Consider the following 16,137-nt stretch of genomic DNA (forward strand, 5'->3'; position numbering starts at 1 on the left):
GCGCTCCTAACCGAGACGCGCCATCACGAGATCATCGATCCCGATCGGAAAACGCCGCACGCGCACACCCGTCGCGTGCCAGACGCGCGTTGGCGACGGCGCCGGCCGAGCCGGTGATGCCGATCTCGCCGACGCCCTTGATCCCGAGTGCGTTGACGTGCGGATCGTGCTCGTCGACCGTGAGCACGTCGAGCGACGGCACGTCGGCGTTGACGGGGATGTGGTACTCGCCAAGGTTCGCATTCAGGATCCGGCCGGAGCGGGAGTCCATCACGGCCTGCTCGTGCAGCGCAAACGACATGCCCCAGATCATGCCGCCGAACAGCTGGCTGCGAACCATGCGTGGATTGATGACGCGGCCCGCGGCGAAAGCGCCGACCATGCGGGTGACGCGGATCTGACCCAAATCAGGATCGACCTTGACCTCGGCGAACACAGCGCCATGCGCGTGCATGGCGTAGTTCGACTGCGCCGCAGGGTCGGCGGCGCTATTTCCGCGGGCTTCGATCTCTGCGAGGCCGGCTCGCCCGAGGATATCGCCATAACTCTCGCTCCGCGTCTCGTCGTCGCGACGGTGCAGGCGGCCGCCGCGCGCGATCACGCCGGCATTGCCGGCCCCGAACAGCGGCGAGCGCTTGTCGCCCATCGCGAGATCGGCGAGCTTCGCGATAACGGCAGCGCCGGCATTGTGGATCGCCGTGCCGGCGGTCGCGGTATGGGCCGAGCCGCCGGCGATCCCTGCGTCCGGCAGATCAGACGTGCCGGATTTGAACTCGACCTGTTCGAGATCGAGGCCGAGCCCATCGGCCGCGATCTGGGCGAACGCGGTCCAGGCGCCCTGCCCCATGTCGTGGGCACCCGTCTCCATCACGCCGGATCCGTCGCTGCGCACCACCGCCCGCGCTTCGGCCTGGAACATCAGCGCCGGAAACGTCGCGGTGCCCATGCCCCAGCCGACCAGCATACCTGCCTCGTCCCGCATCGCGCGCGGGGCGAGCGGTCGCTTCGCCCAGCCGAAGCGTTCGGCACCTTGCGCGTAGCACTGGCGTAACGCCTTCGAGGAAAACGGCTTGCCCGAGATCGGTTCGACATCGGCGTAATTCTTGAGGCGAAACGCCAGCGGATCCATGCCGCAGGCAAAGGCCATTTCATCGATCGCGCTCTCCAGCACGATCGATCCCGTCGCCTCGCCCGGCGCCCGCATGAACAGCGGCGTCCCGGTGTCGACGCGGACCGCTTCATGCGAGGTCGCAATCGCAGGGCTCGCATACAGCGTGTGCGAGGCGTCGGCGGCCGGCTCGAAGAAATCGTCGAACGTGCTCGACACTGTCTTGGCGTGATGTTCGATCGCGGTGAGCGCGCCGTCGCCATCCACGCCGATGCGCATGGTCTGGCGGGTCGGCGCGCGATGGCCGACCGGACCGTACATCTGCTCACGGCGCAGCACGAGCTTGACCGGCCGGCCGACCAACCGTGCCGCCAGGATGCCGAGAAGCTGCGGTCCCGAGATAAAGCCCTTGGAGCCGAAGCCGCCGCCGAGAAACGGGCTGCGGATATGGATATTCGCAGGCGAAATGCCGAACAGCCCGGCGATGCGTCCCTGCGCCATCGCCAGCCCCTGGCTTGGCGTATCGATCGACAGCTTGTCGCCATCCCAGGCCGCGACGATCGCATGCGGCTCCATCGCATTGTGATATTGCGCCGGCGTCTCATAGGTCGCCTCGATGCGCTTCGATGCGGCCGCAAGGCCCGCCTCGACATCGCCGCGGCGAACCTCGGACGGATTGCCGATGCCGACGACAGGCGGCACAAAGCTTTCGTTCGAATCGAGACCGATGCGGGCCGGCAGCACGTCAAATTGCGGCGCCAGCAGCGCGGCGCCTTCCGTTGCGGCCTCCAGCGTTTCCGCGATCACTACCGCGATCGACTGGTTGGCATAGCGCACCTTGTCGTTCTGCAAGAGATCGAGCCGGAACATGAAGGGATTGGTCTTGGCGTCCGGATTCTCCGCAAGCGGCGGCCGGTTCGCCGGCGTCATGACCTCGACCACGCCGGGATGGCGCTTGGCCGCGGGCACGTCAAGAAAGCTGACGCGGCCGCGGGCGATGCTGCTGACCGCCAGCACCGCATAGAGCATTCCGGGCGGGTGGTTATCGGCGGCGTAGCGCGCTTCGCCCCTGACCTTCAAAATGCCGTCGCGGCGGGTCAGCGGCTGACCGATATTCAAGCCATGCCGGACATTGGCGGGATCGCGGGTAAGGCTGATGATCTCAGGCGACATGAAGCGCTCCGGAAACGGAAGAGAAGTGAGAAGCCGGCAGGGCGGGAAGACGCGCCGGCGTTCCGGCTGCCGCCAGCGTCAGGGCGCGCACGATGATCCGCCGCGCAAGCTCGATTTTGAAGCCGTTGTTTCCGGAAGGCCTCGCGTCCGCGAGCGCGGCCTCTGCCGCGTGAAAGAAGCTGACGGCGTCGCCTTGGCGGCCGGCCAGATACTGTTCCGCCGCTCTCGCGCGCCACGGTTTGGCGGCGACCCCGCCGAGCGCCAGACGCGCATCCCGGATCACACCCTGTTCAATCCGCAGCGCTGCGGCGGCCGATGCGACGGCGAAGGCGTAGGACGTGCGTTCGCGGACCTTGAGATAGCGTGCATGCGCCGAGAACCCGCGCGCTTCGGCCGGCAGCCGTAATGCGACGATCAGATCGCCGGGCTCAAGCACGCTTTCGCGCTCGGGCGTGTCGCCGGGCAGGCGATGAAGCGCCTCGAGGGCAATTTCGCGCTTTCCGCTCCTGCCCTCGATCTCCGCGACCGAATCGAGCGCGACCAGCGGCACGCAGAAATCCGACGGGTGGGTGGCGATACAGCCCTCGCTCCAGCCGAGCACGGCGTGCAACCGGTTTTCGCCGTCGCGGGCGTCGCAACCCGTGCCGGGTTCGCGTTTGTTGCAGGCGCTGGCGGTATCGTAGAAGTAAGCGCATCGCGTCCGCTGCAGCAGATTGCCGCCGACGGTCGCAGCGTTGCGAAGCTGGGCGGAAGCGCCGGATAGCAGCGCCTCGGCGACGGCGGGAAAGCCGCGCGCGAAATCAACGTCGTGCGCGAGATCGGCATTGCGAACCATGGCGCCGATGCGAACGCCGCCATCTGGCAGCCACTCGATGCGGTCGAGCCCCGGCAGGCGCGTGATGTCGACAAGACGGTCCGGACGCGTGACTCCACCCTTCATCAGGTCGAGCAGGTTGGTGCCGGCGGCGAGATAGGCCGCACCGGGTTCGGCGGCGGCGTCGATGGCGTCGGAGATGGACGCAGGTCGGATGTAATCGAAGTTCTTCATGCGGAGCGCCTCTGGTCGGAATTTGCAAGAATCTTCTGGGCCTCGAGCACGGCGTCGGTGATCCCGGCATAGGCGCCGCAGCGGCAGAGATTTCCGCTCATGCCTTCGCGCACGCGCTCCGGGTCGTCGCCGGCCTGCCCTTCATGGATCAGGCCGAGCGCGCTCATGATCTGGCCCGGCGTGCAGAACCCGCATTGCATGCCGTCATGGGCGATGAACGCGGCCTGGAGCGGATGCAGTTGATCGCCGCGCGCGACGCCCTCGATCGTCAATAGGTCGGCGCCATCATGGCTGATCGCCAAGGCCAGGCACGAATTGATCCGCTGCCCGTTGACCAGCACCGTGCACGCACCACATTGGCCGCGATCGCAGCCCTTCTTGGTTCCCGTGAGCTGCAGACGTTCGCGCAGGAGGTCGAGCAGCGTGACGCGGGGGTCATCGAGTTCGATATCCCGCCGCACGCCGTTGATGGTAAGGCTGATAGGGAAATTCATGCAAAGGCTCCGACGAAGCTGGAGACAAATCCAAAACGCGGCCCGTCGGCGTCGGCCGGCGAGCTTGTTCAGGTCTGGCGCCGGGAGGTGGCGCTCAACGCCATATACGGAGGAGCCCTCCGTATAGCAAGACGCGAGCCACAGAGCGGCTCCTGGTGAAAACGGCAATTGGTTTTCCGAAAAGATCGTGCTCAAACAACGCGATGAGTGCATGATCCGCTCGAGCCTAACCAAATCGTGATCGAGATTATTTTTTGATGGCCGGTGCATCCGCAGAAGCGCTTCGCAAGCCCCGCTCCGACGCGGTGCGCAATCGCGAGCGCGTGCTGGAGGCCGCCAAGGCGGTGTTCAGCGCCGGCGGGGCGGACGGCAGCCTGGAGGCGGTGGCGAAACGCGCCGGCGTCGGCATCGGCACGCTCTACCGGCATTTCCCGACGCGCGAGGCGCTGTTCGAAGCCGTCTATCGCCGCGAGGTCGAGCAGCTCAGTGAGCTTGCCGAACAGTTGAAAAGCGCCGCCTCACCGGTCGACGCGCTGCGGCGCTGGCTCAAATCCAATATCGAGTTCGTCGCCACCAAGAAAGGGATGATCACGGCGCTGGCGCTGGTCGTGCAGGGCTCTTCGGAATTGTACGCCTATTCGTTCGATCGCCTGACAAAGGCGGTCGGCACCCTGCTCGATCGCGCCGGCGCCGCCGGCGAGATCCGTGCCGATATCAGCCCCGAAGACGTGCTGCGCGCCCTGATCGGCATGTGCTACATGCACGAACAGCCCGGCTGGCAGTCGACCGTGCTGCGGCTGATGGATGTGTTCATCGATGGGCTTCGCGTGCAGCCCGACGCCGGTCGCAAGGCGACATCACCGTCGCAACGCGGCCGCGCCAAGCCCGGCGTGAAGCGGAAGCGATAGACAGCTTCATCGTCATCGCGATGCGGGCAAGCGACGACTTGTCCGCCGAAGCTCGCGAGCGAAGGCGGAAGCAACGCAGCCTTACGGCCGAGGCGAAGGCCGAGATGAAAAAATTTAGATATACTCGAACGAAATCGAAAATATGAATTTAGGATTGTCGCTTCAGAGGCCGTCAACCTTCGCGGTCTAGGCTCCTTTTATGCAGGGTAAATCAAGGGAGCCGAGCATGCCGAACCAAGCGAAGCATGGCAAAGCACGAGCAGCCGCGACCGACGCCCGCGAAGATATCATGAGCCCGGCCGCCATCAGCGCCATGAGCCCGGGTGTCGTAAGCGCCATGGGTGCCGTAGGCGGCGCCGTTATCAAGATGCACAAAGAGGCGATGGACGAGAAGCCGGATTGGTTCTGGCATCTCTTCGCGAAGTGCGAAGCAAAGGCCGTACGCGTCGCCGCGCAAGCCGCGTACGAGCCTCAGTCGAACGGCGACGCCACGTTCATTGAAGTGTATGCCAAGACGTTGCCGGCGCTATTGAAGAAGGCTCTGAACGCTCACGAGCAGGCACTGAATCGCGTGTAGCCCGGCGCGTCCTGGACCGTGCACCAATCGCGCCTGGTCTGGCGCCAGTAATGACGACGATGCGGTCCCGACCCGTCACCCAAACCTGTGATCATACCGGCTGATCGCAAGCTCGCTCGTATCGATGTCGGGCTTCCGCCCCGACAGCAAATCAGCGAGCACCCTCCCCGACCCGCAGGCCATGGTCCAGCCGAGCGTGCCATGGCCGGCGTTGAGATGCAGATTGCTGTAACGGGTGGCGCCGATGATCGGCGGGCCGTCGGGCGTCATCGGACGCAGGCCGCACCAGAACGTTGCCTTGGCGATGTCGCCACCGCGCGGGAACAAATCGGTCAGGGAATGGTCGAGCGTGGCGCGGCGTGCCGCGTAAAGCTTGTCGGAATAGCCCGATATCTCAGCGGTGCCGCCGACGCGGATGCGGTCACCGAGCCGCGTGATCGCAACCTTGTAGCTCTCGTCCATCACCGTCGACACCGGCGCGCCATCCCGATCCGTGATCGGCACCGTGATCGAATAGCCCTTCACGGGATACACCGGCAGTGAAATGCCGAGCGGCCGCACCAGGCGCGGCGACCAGCTGCCGAGCGCCAGCACATAGGCATCGGCCTGCATCACGCCAGTCGAGGTGGCAACGCCGGTGATGCGCGTGGCGTCGGCGTTCAACCCTTCGATCCCGACATTGAACATAAAGCGCACACCGAGCTTTTCAGCCTCGAACGCCAGCGCCTGCGTGAACATGTGGCAATCGCCGGTCTCGTCCTGCGGCAGCCGCAAGCCCCCGGCGATCTTGTCCTTCACCGCAGCGAGCGCCGGCTCCGCGGCGACGCAGCCGTCGCGATCCAGCACTTCAAAGGGCACACCATTTTTCTTGAGCACCGCGATGTCGTCGGCGGTGTGGTCGAGCTGCGCAGAATAGCGAAACAATTGCAACGTGCCGCGCTCGCGTTCGTCGTAATGAATCCCGGTCTCGCTGCGCAACGCGCGCAGGCAGTCGCGGCTGTATTCGGCGATCGGAATCATCCGGCTCTTGTTGACCGCGTAACGCGCGGAGGTGCAGTTGCGCAGCATCTTCAAGAGCCAGATCCACATCACAGGATCGAGCTTCGGCCGGATCACCAGCGGGCCGTGCTTCATCAACAGCCATTTGACCGCCTTGACCGGGACGCCGGGACCGGCCCAGGGCGAGGAATAGCCCGGCGATACCTCGCCGGCATTGGCAAAGCTGGTCTCGAGCGCAGGTTTTGGCTGACGGTCGATCACCGTCACCTCATGGCCCGCCCTGGCGAGATAATAGGCCGAGGTGACGCCGATGACGCCGCTGCCGAGAACGATAACTTTCACGATCCTTCAAGCTCCTGCTGCGGCATCGCCTCGCGGCCGCTCGATGTTCGATACCGCAGCTGGAGCAAGGATCAGGCCACGCGTTTGATGGCGTCGCCGAGAATCGAGACCATCTCGTCGATATGGCTGCGCTCGACGATCAGCGGCGGCGACATCGCAAAGGAATCGCCGCTCATGCGCAGGTAAAGGCCGCGATTGAAGCAGTCGACCATCACGTCATAGCCGCGCGCGCCCACACCGTCCTTGCGCGGCGCGACTTCGACGGCTCCCATCAGGCCGACATTGCGGATGTCGACGACGTTCGGAAGGCCCTTCAGCGAATGCAGGGCATCGCGCCAGTATTCGGCCAGCGAGGCGCCGCGGGTCAGCAGGCCCTCGTCCTTGTAGATATCGAGCGTCGCAATACCCGCGGCGCAAGCCACCGGATGCGCCGAATAGGTGTAGCCGTGGAACAGTTCGATCGCGCCTTCCGGACCGTTCATCAGCCCGTCGTGGATCTTGCGGCTCGCGAACACCGCGCCGCAAGGCACGGTGCCGTTGGTGATGCCCTTCGCGGTCGTCATCAGGTCCGGCGTGACGCCGAAGAAATCGGCGGCGAACGGCGCGCCGAGTCGGCCGAATCCGGTGATGACTTCGTCGAAGATCAGGAGGATGCCGTGCTTGTCGCACAGTTCACGTAAGCGCTGCAGATAGCCTTTCGGCGGCGGCAGCACGGCGGTCGAGCCCGGCACCGGCTCGACGATCACGGCGGCGATGGTCTCGGCGCCATGCAGCGCCACCAGCCGCTCGATGTCGTCGGCGAGTTCGGCGCCATGCTCCGGCTGATCCTTGGCGAAGGCGTTGCGCGCAAGGTCATGGGTGTGGCGGATGTGATCGACGCCTGGCAAATGGGTTGCGAAGGCGCGGCGGTTGGCGACCATGCCGCCGACCGACATGCCGCCGAAGCCGACGCCGTGATAGCCGCGCTCGCGCCCGATCAGGCGGGTGCGGGTCGGCTGCCCGGCGGCGCGGTGATAGGCGAGCGCGATCTTCAGCGCGGTATCGACCGACTCGGAGCCTGAATTGGTGAAGAAGATGCGGTCGAGGCCCTTTGGCGCGATCTCGGCGAGCCGCTCGGCGAAATCGAATGCAAGCGGATGGCCCATGTTGAAGGACGGCGCGAAGTCGAGATTCGTCAGCTGCCGCTCGACCGCGGCGGCGATCTGGCGGCGGCCGTGGCCGGCATTGACGCACCAGAGGCCGGCGGAGCCATCGATCACCTTGCGACCGTCGACGGTCGTGTAATGCATGCCCTCGGCCGAGGCGAACAGACGCGGCGCTTTCTTGAACTGCCGGTTGGCCGTGAACGGCATCCAGAACGAATCGGTTTGCAGGGTGTTCGGAATCTGATGAAGGGTCACGGCGTCGCTCCATTGCTGACTGAAGCAGCCGAACCACGCTAATGGGACCGCAACAAGCCCTTTTCTGCGCTGCCGCAACCCATTGATCTTGTTGAGGGGTGAGGTGCATATTTGCGCGATCCGCAACACCTGCAACAGGGATTTCTCGATGAGCGTCGATATCGGTGGACGGCTGCGATTCATTCGGGCGCGTCACAAGGTCTCGCAGCGCGAACTCGCAAAGCGCTCCGGCGTGACCAATTCGACGATCTCGCTGATCGAATCCAACCAGATGAATCCCTCCGTCGGCGCGCTCAAGCGCATCCTCGACGGTATTCCGATGGGACTGGCCGAATTCTTCGCCCTCGAGCCGGAGCGGAAGCAGAAAGCGTTTTACCGCTCCGACGAATTGACCGAGATCGGCAAGAAGCCGATTTCGTATCGCCAGGTCGGCGACAATCTGTTCGGCCGCGCCTTGCAGATCCTGAAGGAGCGCTACGAGCCCGGCAGCGACACCGGCCGGGTGCCGCTGGTTCACGAGGGCGAGGAAGGCGGCGTCGTCGTCTCCGGCCGGCTGGAGGTGACCGTCGACGACGAGCGCCACATCCTCGATCCCGGCGATGCCTATTATTTCGAAAGCCGCCGGCCACACCGTTTCCGCTGCGTCGGTGCAAAGCCCTGCGAAGTGATCAGCGCCTGCACGCCGCCGACGTTTTGAGATCCTGAATTCATTCACACCATCGCAAAGGAAACAGCGCCATGCGAAAAGTCTGGATCGAGGCGGCACTGAACGGCGGCTGGAGCCGCGCGCTGCAGCCCGGGATTCCCGACACGATCGAGGAAATCGTCGCGGAAGGCATTGCCTGCGCACGCGCCGGCGCCACCTTCATTCATGCCGATGACGGCGGCGGCCCGCAAACCTACGACTGGCAGGTTTATGCGCAGATCGACAAGGCGGCTGCGGCGGCGCTTTGCGAGCGAAAGCCTGCCCCGGACTTGATCCGGGGTGGATACCGGTTCGCATAGCAATCAAGTTTACGCTGATTGCGCAGACTTATCTGCGATAGAAAATGCGTCAAAACAGGAAGCTAACGCTTCGGTTCTGATTCAATCACAGCCAAAGGCCGCTCACAATGCGAGAGAGTCCAGAGGAACATTGAGTGAGTAAACAAATCCGCTCGATTCGTAGGTCAACTTGACGTCGCCCTTCAGTTGCCTGCCGAGCGTCTCGATCAGACGCGTACCAAAACTCTGCCTGGTCGGGGCCTCGACCACCGGACCATCCTGTTCCTTCCAGACGAAGTGCAGCCGCGACGCCGTGGCGTCCTTTGCCCAGCTAATGTCGACATGTCCTGCGGGCACCGACAAGGCGCCGAATTTCGTGGTGTTGGTGCAGAGCTCGTTGAGGGTCATTGCGATCGCAATGACGGCGCCTGAAGCGATCTGGACGTCGGGCCCATCGATCGAAAATCTGGGCGTATCCGGATTATCGAAGGGTTCGGTCGCGCCCCGAACGATCGTTCGCAAGTCCGCGCCGGTCCACCGCGCCTGCAACAGAAGATCATGGGCGCGGCCGAGCGCCAGCAGACGGCCTTCGATCGCGGCTTGCGCATGCTGCGTGCTCGGCGCATTGCGCAGGCTTTGCGATGCAATGGCGCTCACCGTTGCGAGCGTGTTCTTGATGCGATGGTGAAGCTCTTCCAGGATCAGCTTTTGCAGCTTGTCCGACGCCTCGCGTTCCTTGGCGTCGATGCCGGCCTGGGCCAGCAGGGTCTCGGCGCTGAGCTTCGCCTGCGTCAACAGCAGCCGGAGGCTGACGTTCTCTGCCACCAAAAGCTCTTGGGGAGACGTCGAATCGGACTCCAGGCCGGAGGCGTCCTCATCATGGTCGATTTTGAACATCGTCAACAAATACCACCATCTGTCCGGTTCCGGACATTTCTTTAGGGTAATGATTCCAGCAGCCTGGCCAGGAAATGCAGCGATATTCGCGATTTTTTGCCCTCGCCGACCTCAGGCATGGCCCAGCATATCCTGCATCTCGGCGATCATTTCGCCCGACTTGAGCGGTTTTCCGAAAAAGCGGCTGTCAGGCGGGATATCGCTCCGAGATAGGTGCAACTGCCCGGACGCCAGGATGATCTTGATCGGCGGCCAGCGCATGTGGACGGCGTGCGCCAGCTCGAGCCCGTTCATGCTGCCCGGCATCTGGATATCGGTGAACAGCAGCGCGATATCGGACCTGGACTGCAGGATGGCAAAGGCCTCGTCCGCATCCACGGCCTCGACCGAAATGTAGCCGGCGTCTTCCACCATACCGACCACCCGCATACGCAGCAGCATCTCGTCTTCAACGACGAGCACAATTGGCGGGATGCGGGAATGATCGAGAGCCATCATGAAGGGGGCCTCAGCGTCGCGCCGTCACCAGACGGGCCTCGCGCACTGTGGTATCACGGCCGTGAGAGAGTTAATCATTTTTCAGACTGCTGACTGCGGCTGGTCGCCACTCCCGCTACACTTGGGGATCAGGTGGCAACGGCGCTGGAGACGCAGGGTTCCGCAGGTATTGCTGAATTTTTCCCTCGGCGATGAACAATCTCGGCCTGCTCTACCTTCGCGGCCAATGCGTCCGCCGCGATTATGCCGAAGCCCGCCGCCTGTTCGAACAAGGCATCGCGCTCAACGATGCCTCCTCCATGAACGGCATGGGGGCAATCTACAACGAGGGCGACGGCGTGCGGCGCGATCTCAAGGTCGCCCGCCAATCGTTCGAAAAGGCGGCGGCGCTGGGTGATCCCGAAGCCAGGCAGAATTTGCGGGAGATGCAAAGGTGACGCGCGAGCAGTTCGCCGGCGGCCGGTTTTGACGCCGGAAACCGTCGCCGGATCAGCCGCGAAAATCGATGCTGCGCAGGATGATGCCGGCTGGATTGCCCTCGAACTCTCTCGCGACGAACTTGCGCGACGCGCGTTGCTCGATCTGGTCGCGCAATCGCAGGAATTGCGCTTCGCGTTGCTCCGGCGCGGTGCGCGAGACGTGTTCCAGATCATCCATCGCCGAGGCACTGACGGCGCAGGATACTTCCCTCGCGCCGTCCATCATGGAAAACGAGAGCACCATGCGATCGTATTCGTAACCTCTGATACTGCCGCGTGCGAGCGTCATCGGACTTTCTTCCTTGAGCGGAGCAACGACCCTGCTTGTTTCTCCGCTCATCTTTTTTTCTTGGCCGGCGGCGGATCGATCTCGGCGATCCGGCTGAGGCAGGCGGCCTCGGAATCATGCGGGCCCGAGACGAAAGTTCCGCTGACCTTGGTGGAGTACCAGCCGGAGACGACACCCAGGCGCAGCGATTCCTCGGTCTTGATGTGACGGGGCGAGAGATTTTGCATCAGATACTTTCGGTTGGGCCGTTCGATCTTGCATCGAGCCGGATGGATGAAGTTTTCAGTTGTTCAGTCGAACTATCGTTTCGTTCAGTTCTCACCGGAGAGTCGGGTAAGGTCCGCAAGCACTGCTGTCACGAGATCGCGGTGATGGGTGTCGGATGGCGCGAGGCTGGCGGAATACAGGTTCAGGACGTAACGCGCCTTTGCCACCGCCTCGGGCCAGGAAGTGGCCGGCACGGCAAGGAGCTGGATTTCGACGACGCCCTGGGTTTCGCGCAGCAGTTTTGCGTTGGCCTCGACGTCGGCGACCACGCGGCGGATATCGGTGGCCTTTTGCGCCGCCATGCCGCGATGCTTGTCGAGATCGATCGGGATTTCAGTCACGGGGTGCACTCGCGTCGATGCGCTGCGCGTCGGACAGATCGACCGAGCTGATCGAGATCATTTCCATCGCCGAACGCTGCGGCGGCGCACCGGGAACCATGATCATGGTGGCGACGCGCCGATAGCACGGAAATGAAAGACCTTCGATCATCTCCTCGTCGGTGATGACCTCGTAGTCTCCGGGCGCGAGCTGGCGATCGATCCCCTTGATGCGGAACGCGTGCCTGAAATGAACCGTTTCCCGCCGCGAGCGCATGGTCATGCCCACAGCCCAGCGTACCTGCGCGACGAAACATCTGAATGTTCGGACATCGGCGCAGCGTGCGCGCTTTTGCGGCAATTAGCTATCGTTTTCTCGGCTTTCGACCGCATTTGATCGAATAAGGCAGCCAACGCCTTGTATTCGACGGCTTCGTAGCCATTTCGACGAGATACCAGTCAGGAAAGCATTTCGAATGAAGATTCGCGTCGGATTCGAAATGCTGTACGATTTCCCGCAACCAACCCCTGTCATCATGGTGCTGGGCACGCATTTTACGCGCGCCTCCGACGTCATCGTGCCGGATTTCCTGACCACCAGCCCTTCAGTGCCGATCACGCCTTACCGCGACCTGTTCGGTAATTGGTGCAGCCGTATTGTCGCACCCGCCGGCCGGATGCGTCTGGCCGCCGATGGCGTCGTCCGCGACAGCGGCCTGCCTGATCCGGTGTTTGCGTCCGCGACTCAGCATGCGGTCGAGGACCTGCCCACCGACACATTGGTTTATCTGCTCGGCAGCCGCTATTGCGAGACCGACCGGCTCTCGGACATCGCGTGGAAATTGTTCGAAAACACGCCGCCGGGCTGGTCCCGGGTGCAGGCGATTTGCGAATTCGTCCATCGCCACATCGCGTTCGGATACGAGCACGCCCGCGCCACCAAGACCGCCTTCGAAGCTTACAGCGAGGGCAAGGGCGTCTGCCGCGACTATGCCCACCTCGCCATCACGTTCTGCCGCTGCATGAACATTCCGGCGCGCTACTGCACCGGTTATCTCGGCGACATGGGGACACCAAAGCCCTGGGCCGCAGGCGATTTCGCCGGCTGGTTCGAGGCCTATCTCGGCGGCCGCTGGCACACCTTCGATCCGCGCAACTTCGTGCCGCGGATCGGCCGCATCCTGATAGCTCAGGGACGCGATGCTTCCGACGTTCCGATCACCCAGACGTTCGGACCGAACACGCTGGTCAGTTTCAAGGTCTGGACCGACGAGGTCGCCGAATGACAGATCAGCACCCTGCCCTGAGTATGGAAGAGTTCGCCTCGTTGCTCGAGGTCAGCAAGGGCGACGCGCAGCTTGAAATCCCGCAATTGCACTGGGAACGCCTGGTTGGCCTCGGCTACGCGGTCCGGCGGCTCGGCGAACTCGGCCTGACCGCCTCCGGCCTGCGGCGCCTGGCGCTGGGCCAATAACCCCTTCCGCCCGCATTCCCGCCGATATAGCTTTTGCGGCGACTGCACCGCCAAAGAACCGCGGGAGCCACCATGACCGGGACGATTTACGGCATCGCGCTGATCCTGATCGGCCTGATCTATCTCTGGAAGCCGACGATGTTTCGTCGCGGCCTGTGGATGAAGACCAGCATCGCGATCCGCATGTTCTCGGAAGAGAACTACACAAGATACATGCGTGTCCTCGGCCTGATCTTCATCGCCGCAGGCATCGGCCTCGTCATCTACGGTGCAATTTAATTGCGCAGGCGGGAAACCGGCATTCGATGTAAAACGTAACAGGTGCATCGGCAACGGAGCAGCCCCATGCGCGCCATCGTCCTGCTTCTCGCATTCCTGGTTTCGATCCCCCTGCCCGCCCGCGCCACGGACGACATCGCCGCCGCGCAAAGCGTGATCCGCTCGCAGGAGCAGGCCTTCAGCCACGACGACGCTGCAGCCGCCTATTCCTATGCGGCGCCCGAGATTCAGCAGATGTTCCGGCAGCCCGACATCTTCATGTACATGGTGCAGAACAACTACGCGCCGGTGTACCGCCACAAGAGCTTCGAATTTGGCGAGGCGCGCGCCGCCGACGGCCAGATCGCCCAGCGCGTCCATATCATCGACGCCGACGGTGAGGCCTGGGAAGCGCTCTATACGCTGGAGGAGCAGCCCGACGGCAGTTTGAAGATCACGGGGTGCAGTCTGTTGAAGGCGGGACAGGCGGTGTGAGGCGCTCTTCTCCCTCGCCCCGCAAGCGGGGCGAGGTAAGAGCCTACGCCATCGCCAGCCGCTGCCGCGCGCGCCACAGCAAGGACAGCATGATGGTGACGTTGACCGCGTTCCAGGCGATGCCATTGAGGAAGGCCGCGCCGTAGGAGCCGGTCGCGTCGAAGATCACGCCGGAGATGAAGCCGCCGAAGGACATGCCAAACACGGAGGCGAAGATCACGATGCCGACGCGGGTGGCGGCTTCCGAGGCCGGCATCGCCTCGCGCACGATGATGGCGTAGCTCGGCACGATGCCGCCCTGGAACAGGCCGAACATCGCGGAGATGATGTAGAGCGAGGTCAGGCTGTCGAAGAACAGGTAGAACAACAGCGCGGTGCCTTGCGCGATCGAGCCGATCAGGAGCGTGGCGATGCCGCCGATCCGGTCGGCCAAAAACCCCGAGCCGATGCGGCTGATGATGCCGAAGCCCAGCATCAGCGACAGCATTTCGGCGCCGCGCGCCACGCCATAGCCGAGATCGCCGCAATAGGCGACGATGTGGACCTGCGGCATCGACATCGCCACGCAGCAGGCGATCGAGGCCAGCGCCAGGATCGCGGTCAGCGCATTGGTGGAGAGCCGCAAATCGACCCGCGGCGGCGGCGCGTTCTGATGATTGCGGCGGGTGCCGGCGCCCATCAAGAGCCGCAGCGCCACCAGCGCCAGCGCCATCGCCACCGCGGCGAAGAGGCCGACCGCGATATGGGTGTTGCGCCAGCCGATCGACTGCATGCCAAAGTTCACCAGCGGCGGCCAGATCGTGCCGCCGATGTAGTTGCCGCTGGCGGCAATCGCGACCGCGAGCCCGCGGTAGCGGTAGAACCAGTGCGAGGCTTCCGCCATCAGCGGACCGAACGTCGCCGACGACGACAGCCCTATGGCGAAATGCACCACGATGAATTGCCAGATCGACGACGACATGCCGGCGCCGATATAGCCGAGGGCGAGGATGCCGATGCCAACCCCGATCGCGGTGACGATGCCGTAGCGGTCGGTGATCTTGCCGGTCAGCACTCCGCCGGAACCGAAGCCGAGCATCACCATGGTAAAGGCCAGCGAGGCCGTGCCCCGGCCCGCGCCGAACTCGGTCTGCACCACGGGGAGCGCGACCACCACCGACCACATGCCGACGCTGCCGAGCGAGCCGATCAGCACGGCGACGGCAAGCCGCGCCCATGCCCGGCGCGAGTCGGGAACGAACAGCTCGGAATTTGGGGCAAGATCAGAAGAAATATCCACGGCGCGCGCAACTTCGACGGCAATTGCCCAGAGGTCAACCGCCATGGCGCGATATTGGGCATGCAGATGCGTGGGGATTACGCGGCACCAACCGCCTCACCTGCGGGACAGATCAGGCCGCACCGGTGCTGGCTGGCGCCGGATTGACCTACGGCGCGATACTCTTCGTGCGGCGCTGAACCGGCGTTTCGCACAAGTTCTTCACGCGCCTAGAACCGTTGTCCGGCCATTCACTGGCATCGCCCGCTCTACGCCGGCGCGCGCAGTCTCATCAAATTTACTTGCCGCTCCGGGCCGGCAGCTGGACCGGGACGTGCGGCGACGTGCTGACGACCCGTGTGCCGCCGTCCGGGTAGCTTTGGCCCTGGGCCCGGATCAGGGGTTCGACAATTAAAAGAAACTTTTCGGCGAGCATGGCAGCGCTCCCATTATTTGGCCGTTCAATCGCATCATAGTGCCCGACCAAGATTTCCGGCCGTTTTCGAGGCTCCGCAAAAATGGTTTCGTCGACCGGGTGAAATGTTTCTTCGCCCTCTTCACCGCGAAACCAGATCACAGGATCGTCATAGCCGGCCGAAGCGTTGCGGCCATGGCGTGGCGGCAGCGGACTGTCGCCGCGCGCGAACAGCGATAACCCGTCACGCCAATACGGATGCGTCGATAACCGCGAGAACTCTCGAATGGGGGAGCTTTGCTGCCGTTTCGCGGCGAGCCGAAAAAGAAAAAACGTCACCTATCATGCAATCGCCACGAGCGTGTGATAGTATCAGTGCTCGTCTCCGGGTTGCCGTAACGCGTCACCCAGGAAAGATGCGCTTTTGGCAACGTTCGGACCGCAACAGGAGGTG

21 protein-coding genes and 1 pseudogene are annotated in these 16,137 nt (G+C 63.7%); 9 read left to right on the forward strand and 13 right to left on the reverse strand.

Annotation, left to right across the window (positions count from 1 at the left end; genetic code table 11):
- Window positions 1–6: 6 nt before the first annotated feature.
- The 3 genes and pseudogenes from V1289_RS12260 to V1289_RS12270 all read right to left on the reverse strand — a co-directional run bounded on the left by V1289_RS12260 (window position 7) and on the right by V1289_RS12270 (window position 3,823).
- A pseudogene (locus tag V1289_RS12260) lies at window positions 7–2,281 on the reverse strand (xanthine dehydrogenase family protein molybdopterin-binding subunit).
- The gene (locus V1289_RS12265) at window positions 2,271–3,329 is read right to left on the reverse strand and encodes an FAD binding domain-containing protein (protein WP_334397201.1); all 1,059 of its coding nucleotides are present in this window, start codon (window positions 3,327–3,329) and stop codon (window positions 2,271–2,273) included. Before V1289_RS12265 ends, V1289_RS12260 begins: the two are co-directional and overlap by 11 nt.
- Entirely contained in the window at window positions 3,326–3,823 is a 498-nt protein-coding gene (locus tag V1289_RS12270) for a (2Fe-2S)-binding protein (RefSeq protein ID WP_334397202.1), read from the reverse strand. Before V1289_RS12270 ends, V1289_RS12265 begins: the two co-directional genes overlap by 4 nt.
- A 257-nt stretch (window positions 3,824–4,080) precedes the next feature.
- Between V1289_RS12270 and V1289_RS12275 the strand changes: the two genes are divergently transcribed.
- Window positions 4,081–4,731, forward strand: coding sequence for a TetR/AcrR family transcriptional regulator (locus tag V1289_RS12275; RefSeq protein ID WP_334397203.1), 651 nt, complete (start codon window positions 4,081–4,083; stop codon window positions 4,729–4,731).
- Window positions 4,732–4,957: 226 nt separating this feature from the next.
- Window positions 4,958–5,308 carry a hypothetical protein gene (locus tag V1289_RS12280; protein ID WP_309179452.1) on the forward strand — a complete coding sequence of 117 codons (351 nt, stop codon included), beginning with the start codon at window positions 4,958–4,960 and terminating at the stop codon, window positions 5,306–5,308.
- A 75-nt stretch (window positions 5,309–5,383) separates the two neighbouring features.
- Here V1289_RS12280 and V1289_RS12285 read toward each other — a convergent pair whose 3' ends face one another.
- Both V1289_RS12285 and V1289_RS12290 read right to left on the reverse strand, forming a co-directional pair.
- Complete coding sequence (locus tag V1289_RS12285) at window positions 5,384–6,649, reverse strand: D-amino acid dehydrogenase (protein WP_334397204.1); 1,266 nt, start codon at window positions 6,647–6,649, stop codon at window positions 5,384–5,386.
- Window positions 6,650–6,720: 71 nt separating this feature from the next.
- The gene (locus V1289_RS12290; protein WP_334397205.1) at window positions 6,721–8,049 is read right to left on the reverse strand and encodes an aspartate aminotransferase family protein; all 1,329 of its coding nucleotides are present in this window, start codon (window positions 8,047–8,049) and stop codon (window positions 6,721–6,723) included.
- Between the two features lie 148 nt (window positions 8,050–8,197).
- Here V1289_RS12290 and V1289_RS12295 point away from each other — a divergent pair, with 148 nt between their 5' ends.
- Window positions 8,198–8,746 (forward strand): cupin domain-containing protein, encoded by a 549-nt coding sequence (locus V1289_RS12295; RefSeq protein ID WP_074278142.1) that lies wholly within the window; start codon window positions 8,198–8,200, stop codon window positions 8,744–8,746.
- A 41-nt stretch (window positions 8,747–8,787) separates the two neighbouring features.
- Window positions 8,788–9,054, forward strand: coding sequence for a 3-keto-5-aminohexanoate cleavage protein (locus V1289_RS12300; RefSeq protein WP_334397207.1), 267 nt, complete (start codon window positions 8,788–8,790; stop codon window positions 9,052–9,054).
- A 102-nt stretch (window positions 9,055–9,156) separates the two neighbouring features.
- Here V1289_RS12300 and V1289_RS12305 read toward each other — a convergent pair whose 3' ends face one another.
- Entirely contained in the window at window positions 9,157–9,930 is a 774-nt protein-coding gene (locus V1289_RS12305; protein ID WP_334407424.1) for a sensor histidine kinase, read from the reverse strand.
- A 111-nt stretch (window positions 9,931–10,041) separates the two neighbouring features.
- Window positions 10,042–10,428, reverse strand: a complete 387-nt coding sequence (locus tag V1289_RS12310) for a response regulator (protein ID WP_309179455.1) — start codon at window positions 10,426–10,428, stop codon at window positions 10,042–10,044.
- Window positions 10,429–10,619: 191 nt separating this feature from the next.
- Here V1289_RS12310 and V1289_RS12315 point away from each other — a divergent pair, with 191 nt between their 5' ends.
- Complete coding sequence (locus V1289_RS12315; protein WP_334397209.1) at window positions 10,620–10,865, forward strand: tetratricopeptide repeat protein; 246 nt, start codon at window positions 10,620–10,622, stop codon at window positions 10,863–10,865.
- 52 nt (window positions 10,866–10,917) lie between these two features.
- On the opposite strand, the gene V1289_RS12320 is transcribed toward V1289_RS12315, so the two are convergent.
- The 4 genes from V1289_RS12320 to V1289_RS12335 all read right to left on the reverse strand — a co-directional run bounded on the left by V1289_RS12320 (window position 10,918) and on the right by V1289_RS12335 (window position 12,066).
- On the reverse strand, window positions 10,918–11,196 hold the full coding sequence (locus V1289_RS12320) for a DUF1488 family protein (RefSeq protein ID WP_309179456.1): 279 nt from the start codon (window positions 11,194–11,196) through the stop codon (window positions 10,918–10,920).
- Between the two features lie 47 nt (window positions 11,197–11,243).
- Window positions 11,244–11,423, reverse strand: a complete 180-nt coding sequence (locus V1289_RS12325; protein WP_334397210.1) for a hypothetical protein — start codon at window positions 11,421–11,423, stop codon at window positions 11,244–11,246.
- Between the two features lie 84 nt (window positions 11,424–11,507).
- Entirely contained in the window at window positions 11,508–11,804 is a 297-nt protein-coding gene (locus V1289_RS12330; protein ID WP_334397211.1) for a hypothetical protein, read from the reverse strand.
- Window positions 11,797–12,066 carry a hypothetical protein gene (locus tag V1289_RS12335; protein WP_334397212.1) on the reverse strand — a complete coding sequence of 90 codons (270 nt, stop codon included), beginning with the start codon at window positions 12,064–12,066 and terminating at the stop codon, window positions 11,797–11,799. Before V1289_RS12335 ends, V1289_RS12330 begins: the two co-directional genes overlap by 8 nt.
- A 193-nt stretch (window positions 12,067–12,259) precedes the next feature.
- On the opposite strand from V1289_RS12335, the gene V1289_RS12340 reads away from it, so the two are divergent.
- The 4 genes from V1289_RS12340 (at window position 12,260) to V1289_RS12355 (ending at window position 14,010) form a co-directional block, all read left to right on the forward strand.
- Window positions 12,260–13,069, forward strand: a complete 810-nt coding sequence (locus V1289_RS12340) for a transglutaminase-like domain-containing protein (protein WP_334397213.1) — start codon at window positions 12,260–12,262, stop codon at window positions 13,067–13,069.
- Window positions 13,066–13,257: a hypothetical protein gene (locus V1289_RS12345; protein WP_334397214.1), complete on the forward strand. Its 192-nt coding sequence runs from the start codon at window positions 13,066–13,068 to the stop codon at window positions 13,255–13,257. Before V1289_RS12340 ends, V1289_RS12345 begins: the two co-directional genes overlap by 4 nt.
- A gap of 72 nt (window positions 13,258–13,329) precedes the next feature.
- Window positions 13,330–13,536, forward strand: coding sequence for a hypothetical protein (locus V1289_RS12350; protein WP_074273488.1), 207 nt, complete (start codon window positions 13,330–13,332; stop codon window positions 13,534–13,536).
- A gap of 66 nt (window positions 13,537–13,602) precedes the next feature.
- Window positions 13,603–14,010, forward strand: coding sequence for a DUF4864 domain-containing protein (locus tag V1289_RS12355; RefSeq protein WP_334397215.1), 408 nt, complete (start codon window positions 13,603–13,605; stop codon window positions 14,008–14,010).
- Window positions 14,011–14,053: 43 nt separating this feature from the next.
- Here the strand turns inward: V1289_RS12355 and V1289_RS12360 are convergent, their stop codons facing one another.
- Together V1289_RS12360 and V1289_RS12365 are read right to left on the reverse strand one after the other, a co-directional pair.
- Window positions 14,054–15,334, reverse strand: coding sequence for an MFS transporter (locus tag V1289_RS12360; RefSeq protein ID WP_334397216.1), 1,281 nt, complete (start codon window positions 15,332–15,334; stop codon window positions 14,054–14,056).
- A 232-nt stretch (window positions 15,335–15,566) separates the two neighbouring features.
- The gene (locus V1289_RS12365) at window positions 15,567–16,022 is read right to left on the reverse strand and encodes a hypothetical protein (protein WP_334397217.1); all 456 of its coding nucleotides are present in this window, start codon (window positions 16,020–16,022) and stop codon (window positions 15,567–15,569) included.
- Between the last annotated feature and the right edge of the window lie 115 nt (window positions 16,023–16,137).

Source organism: Bradyrhizobium sp. AZCC 2289 (assembly GCF_036924615.1).
Classification (GTDB): Bacteria; Pseudomonadota; Alphaproteobacteria; order Rhizobiales; family Xanthobacteraceae; genus Bradyrhizobium.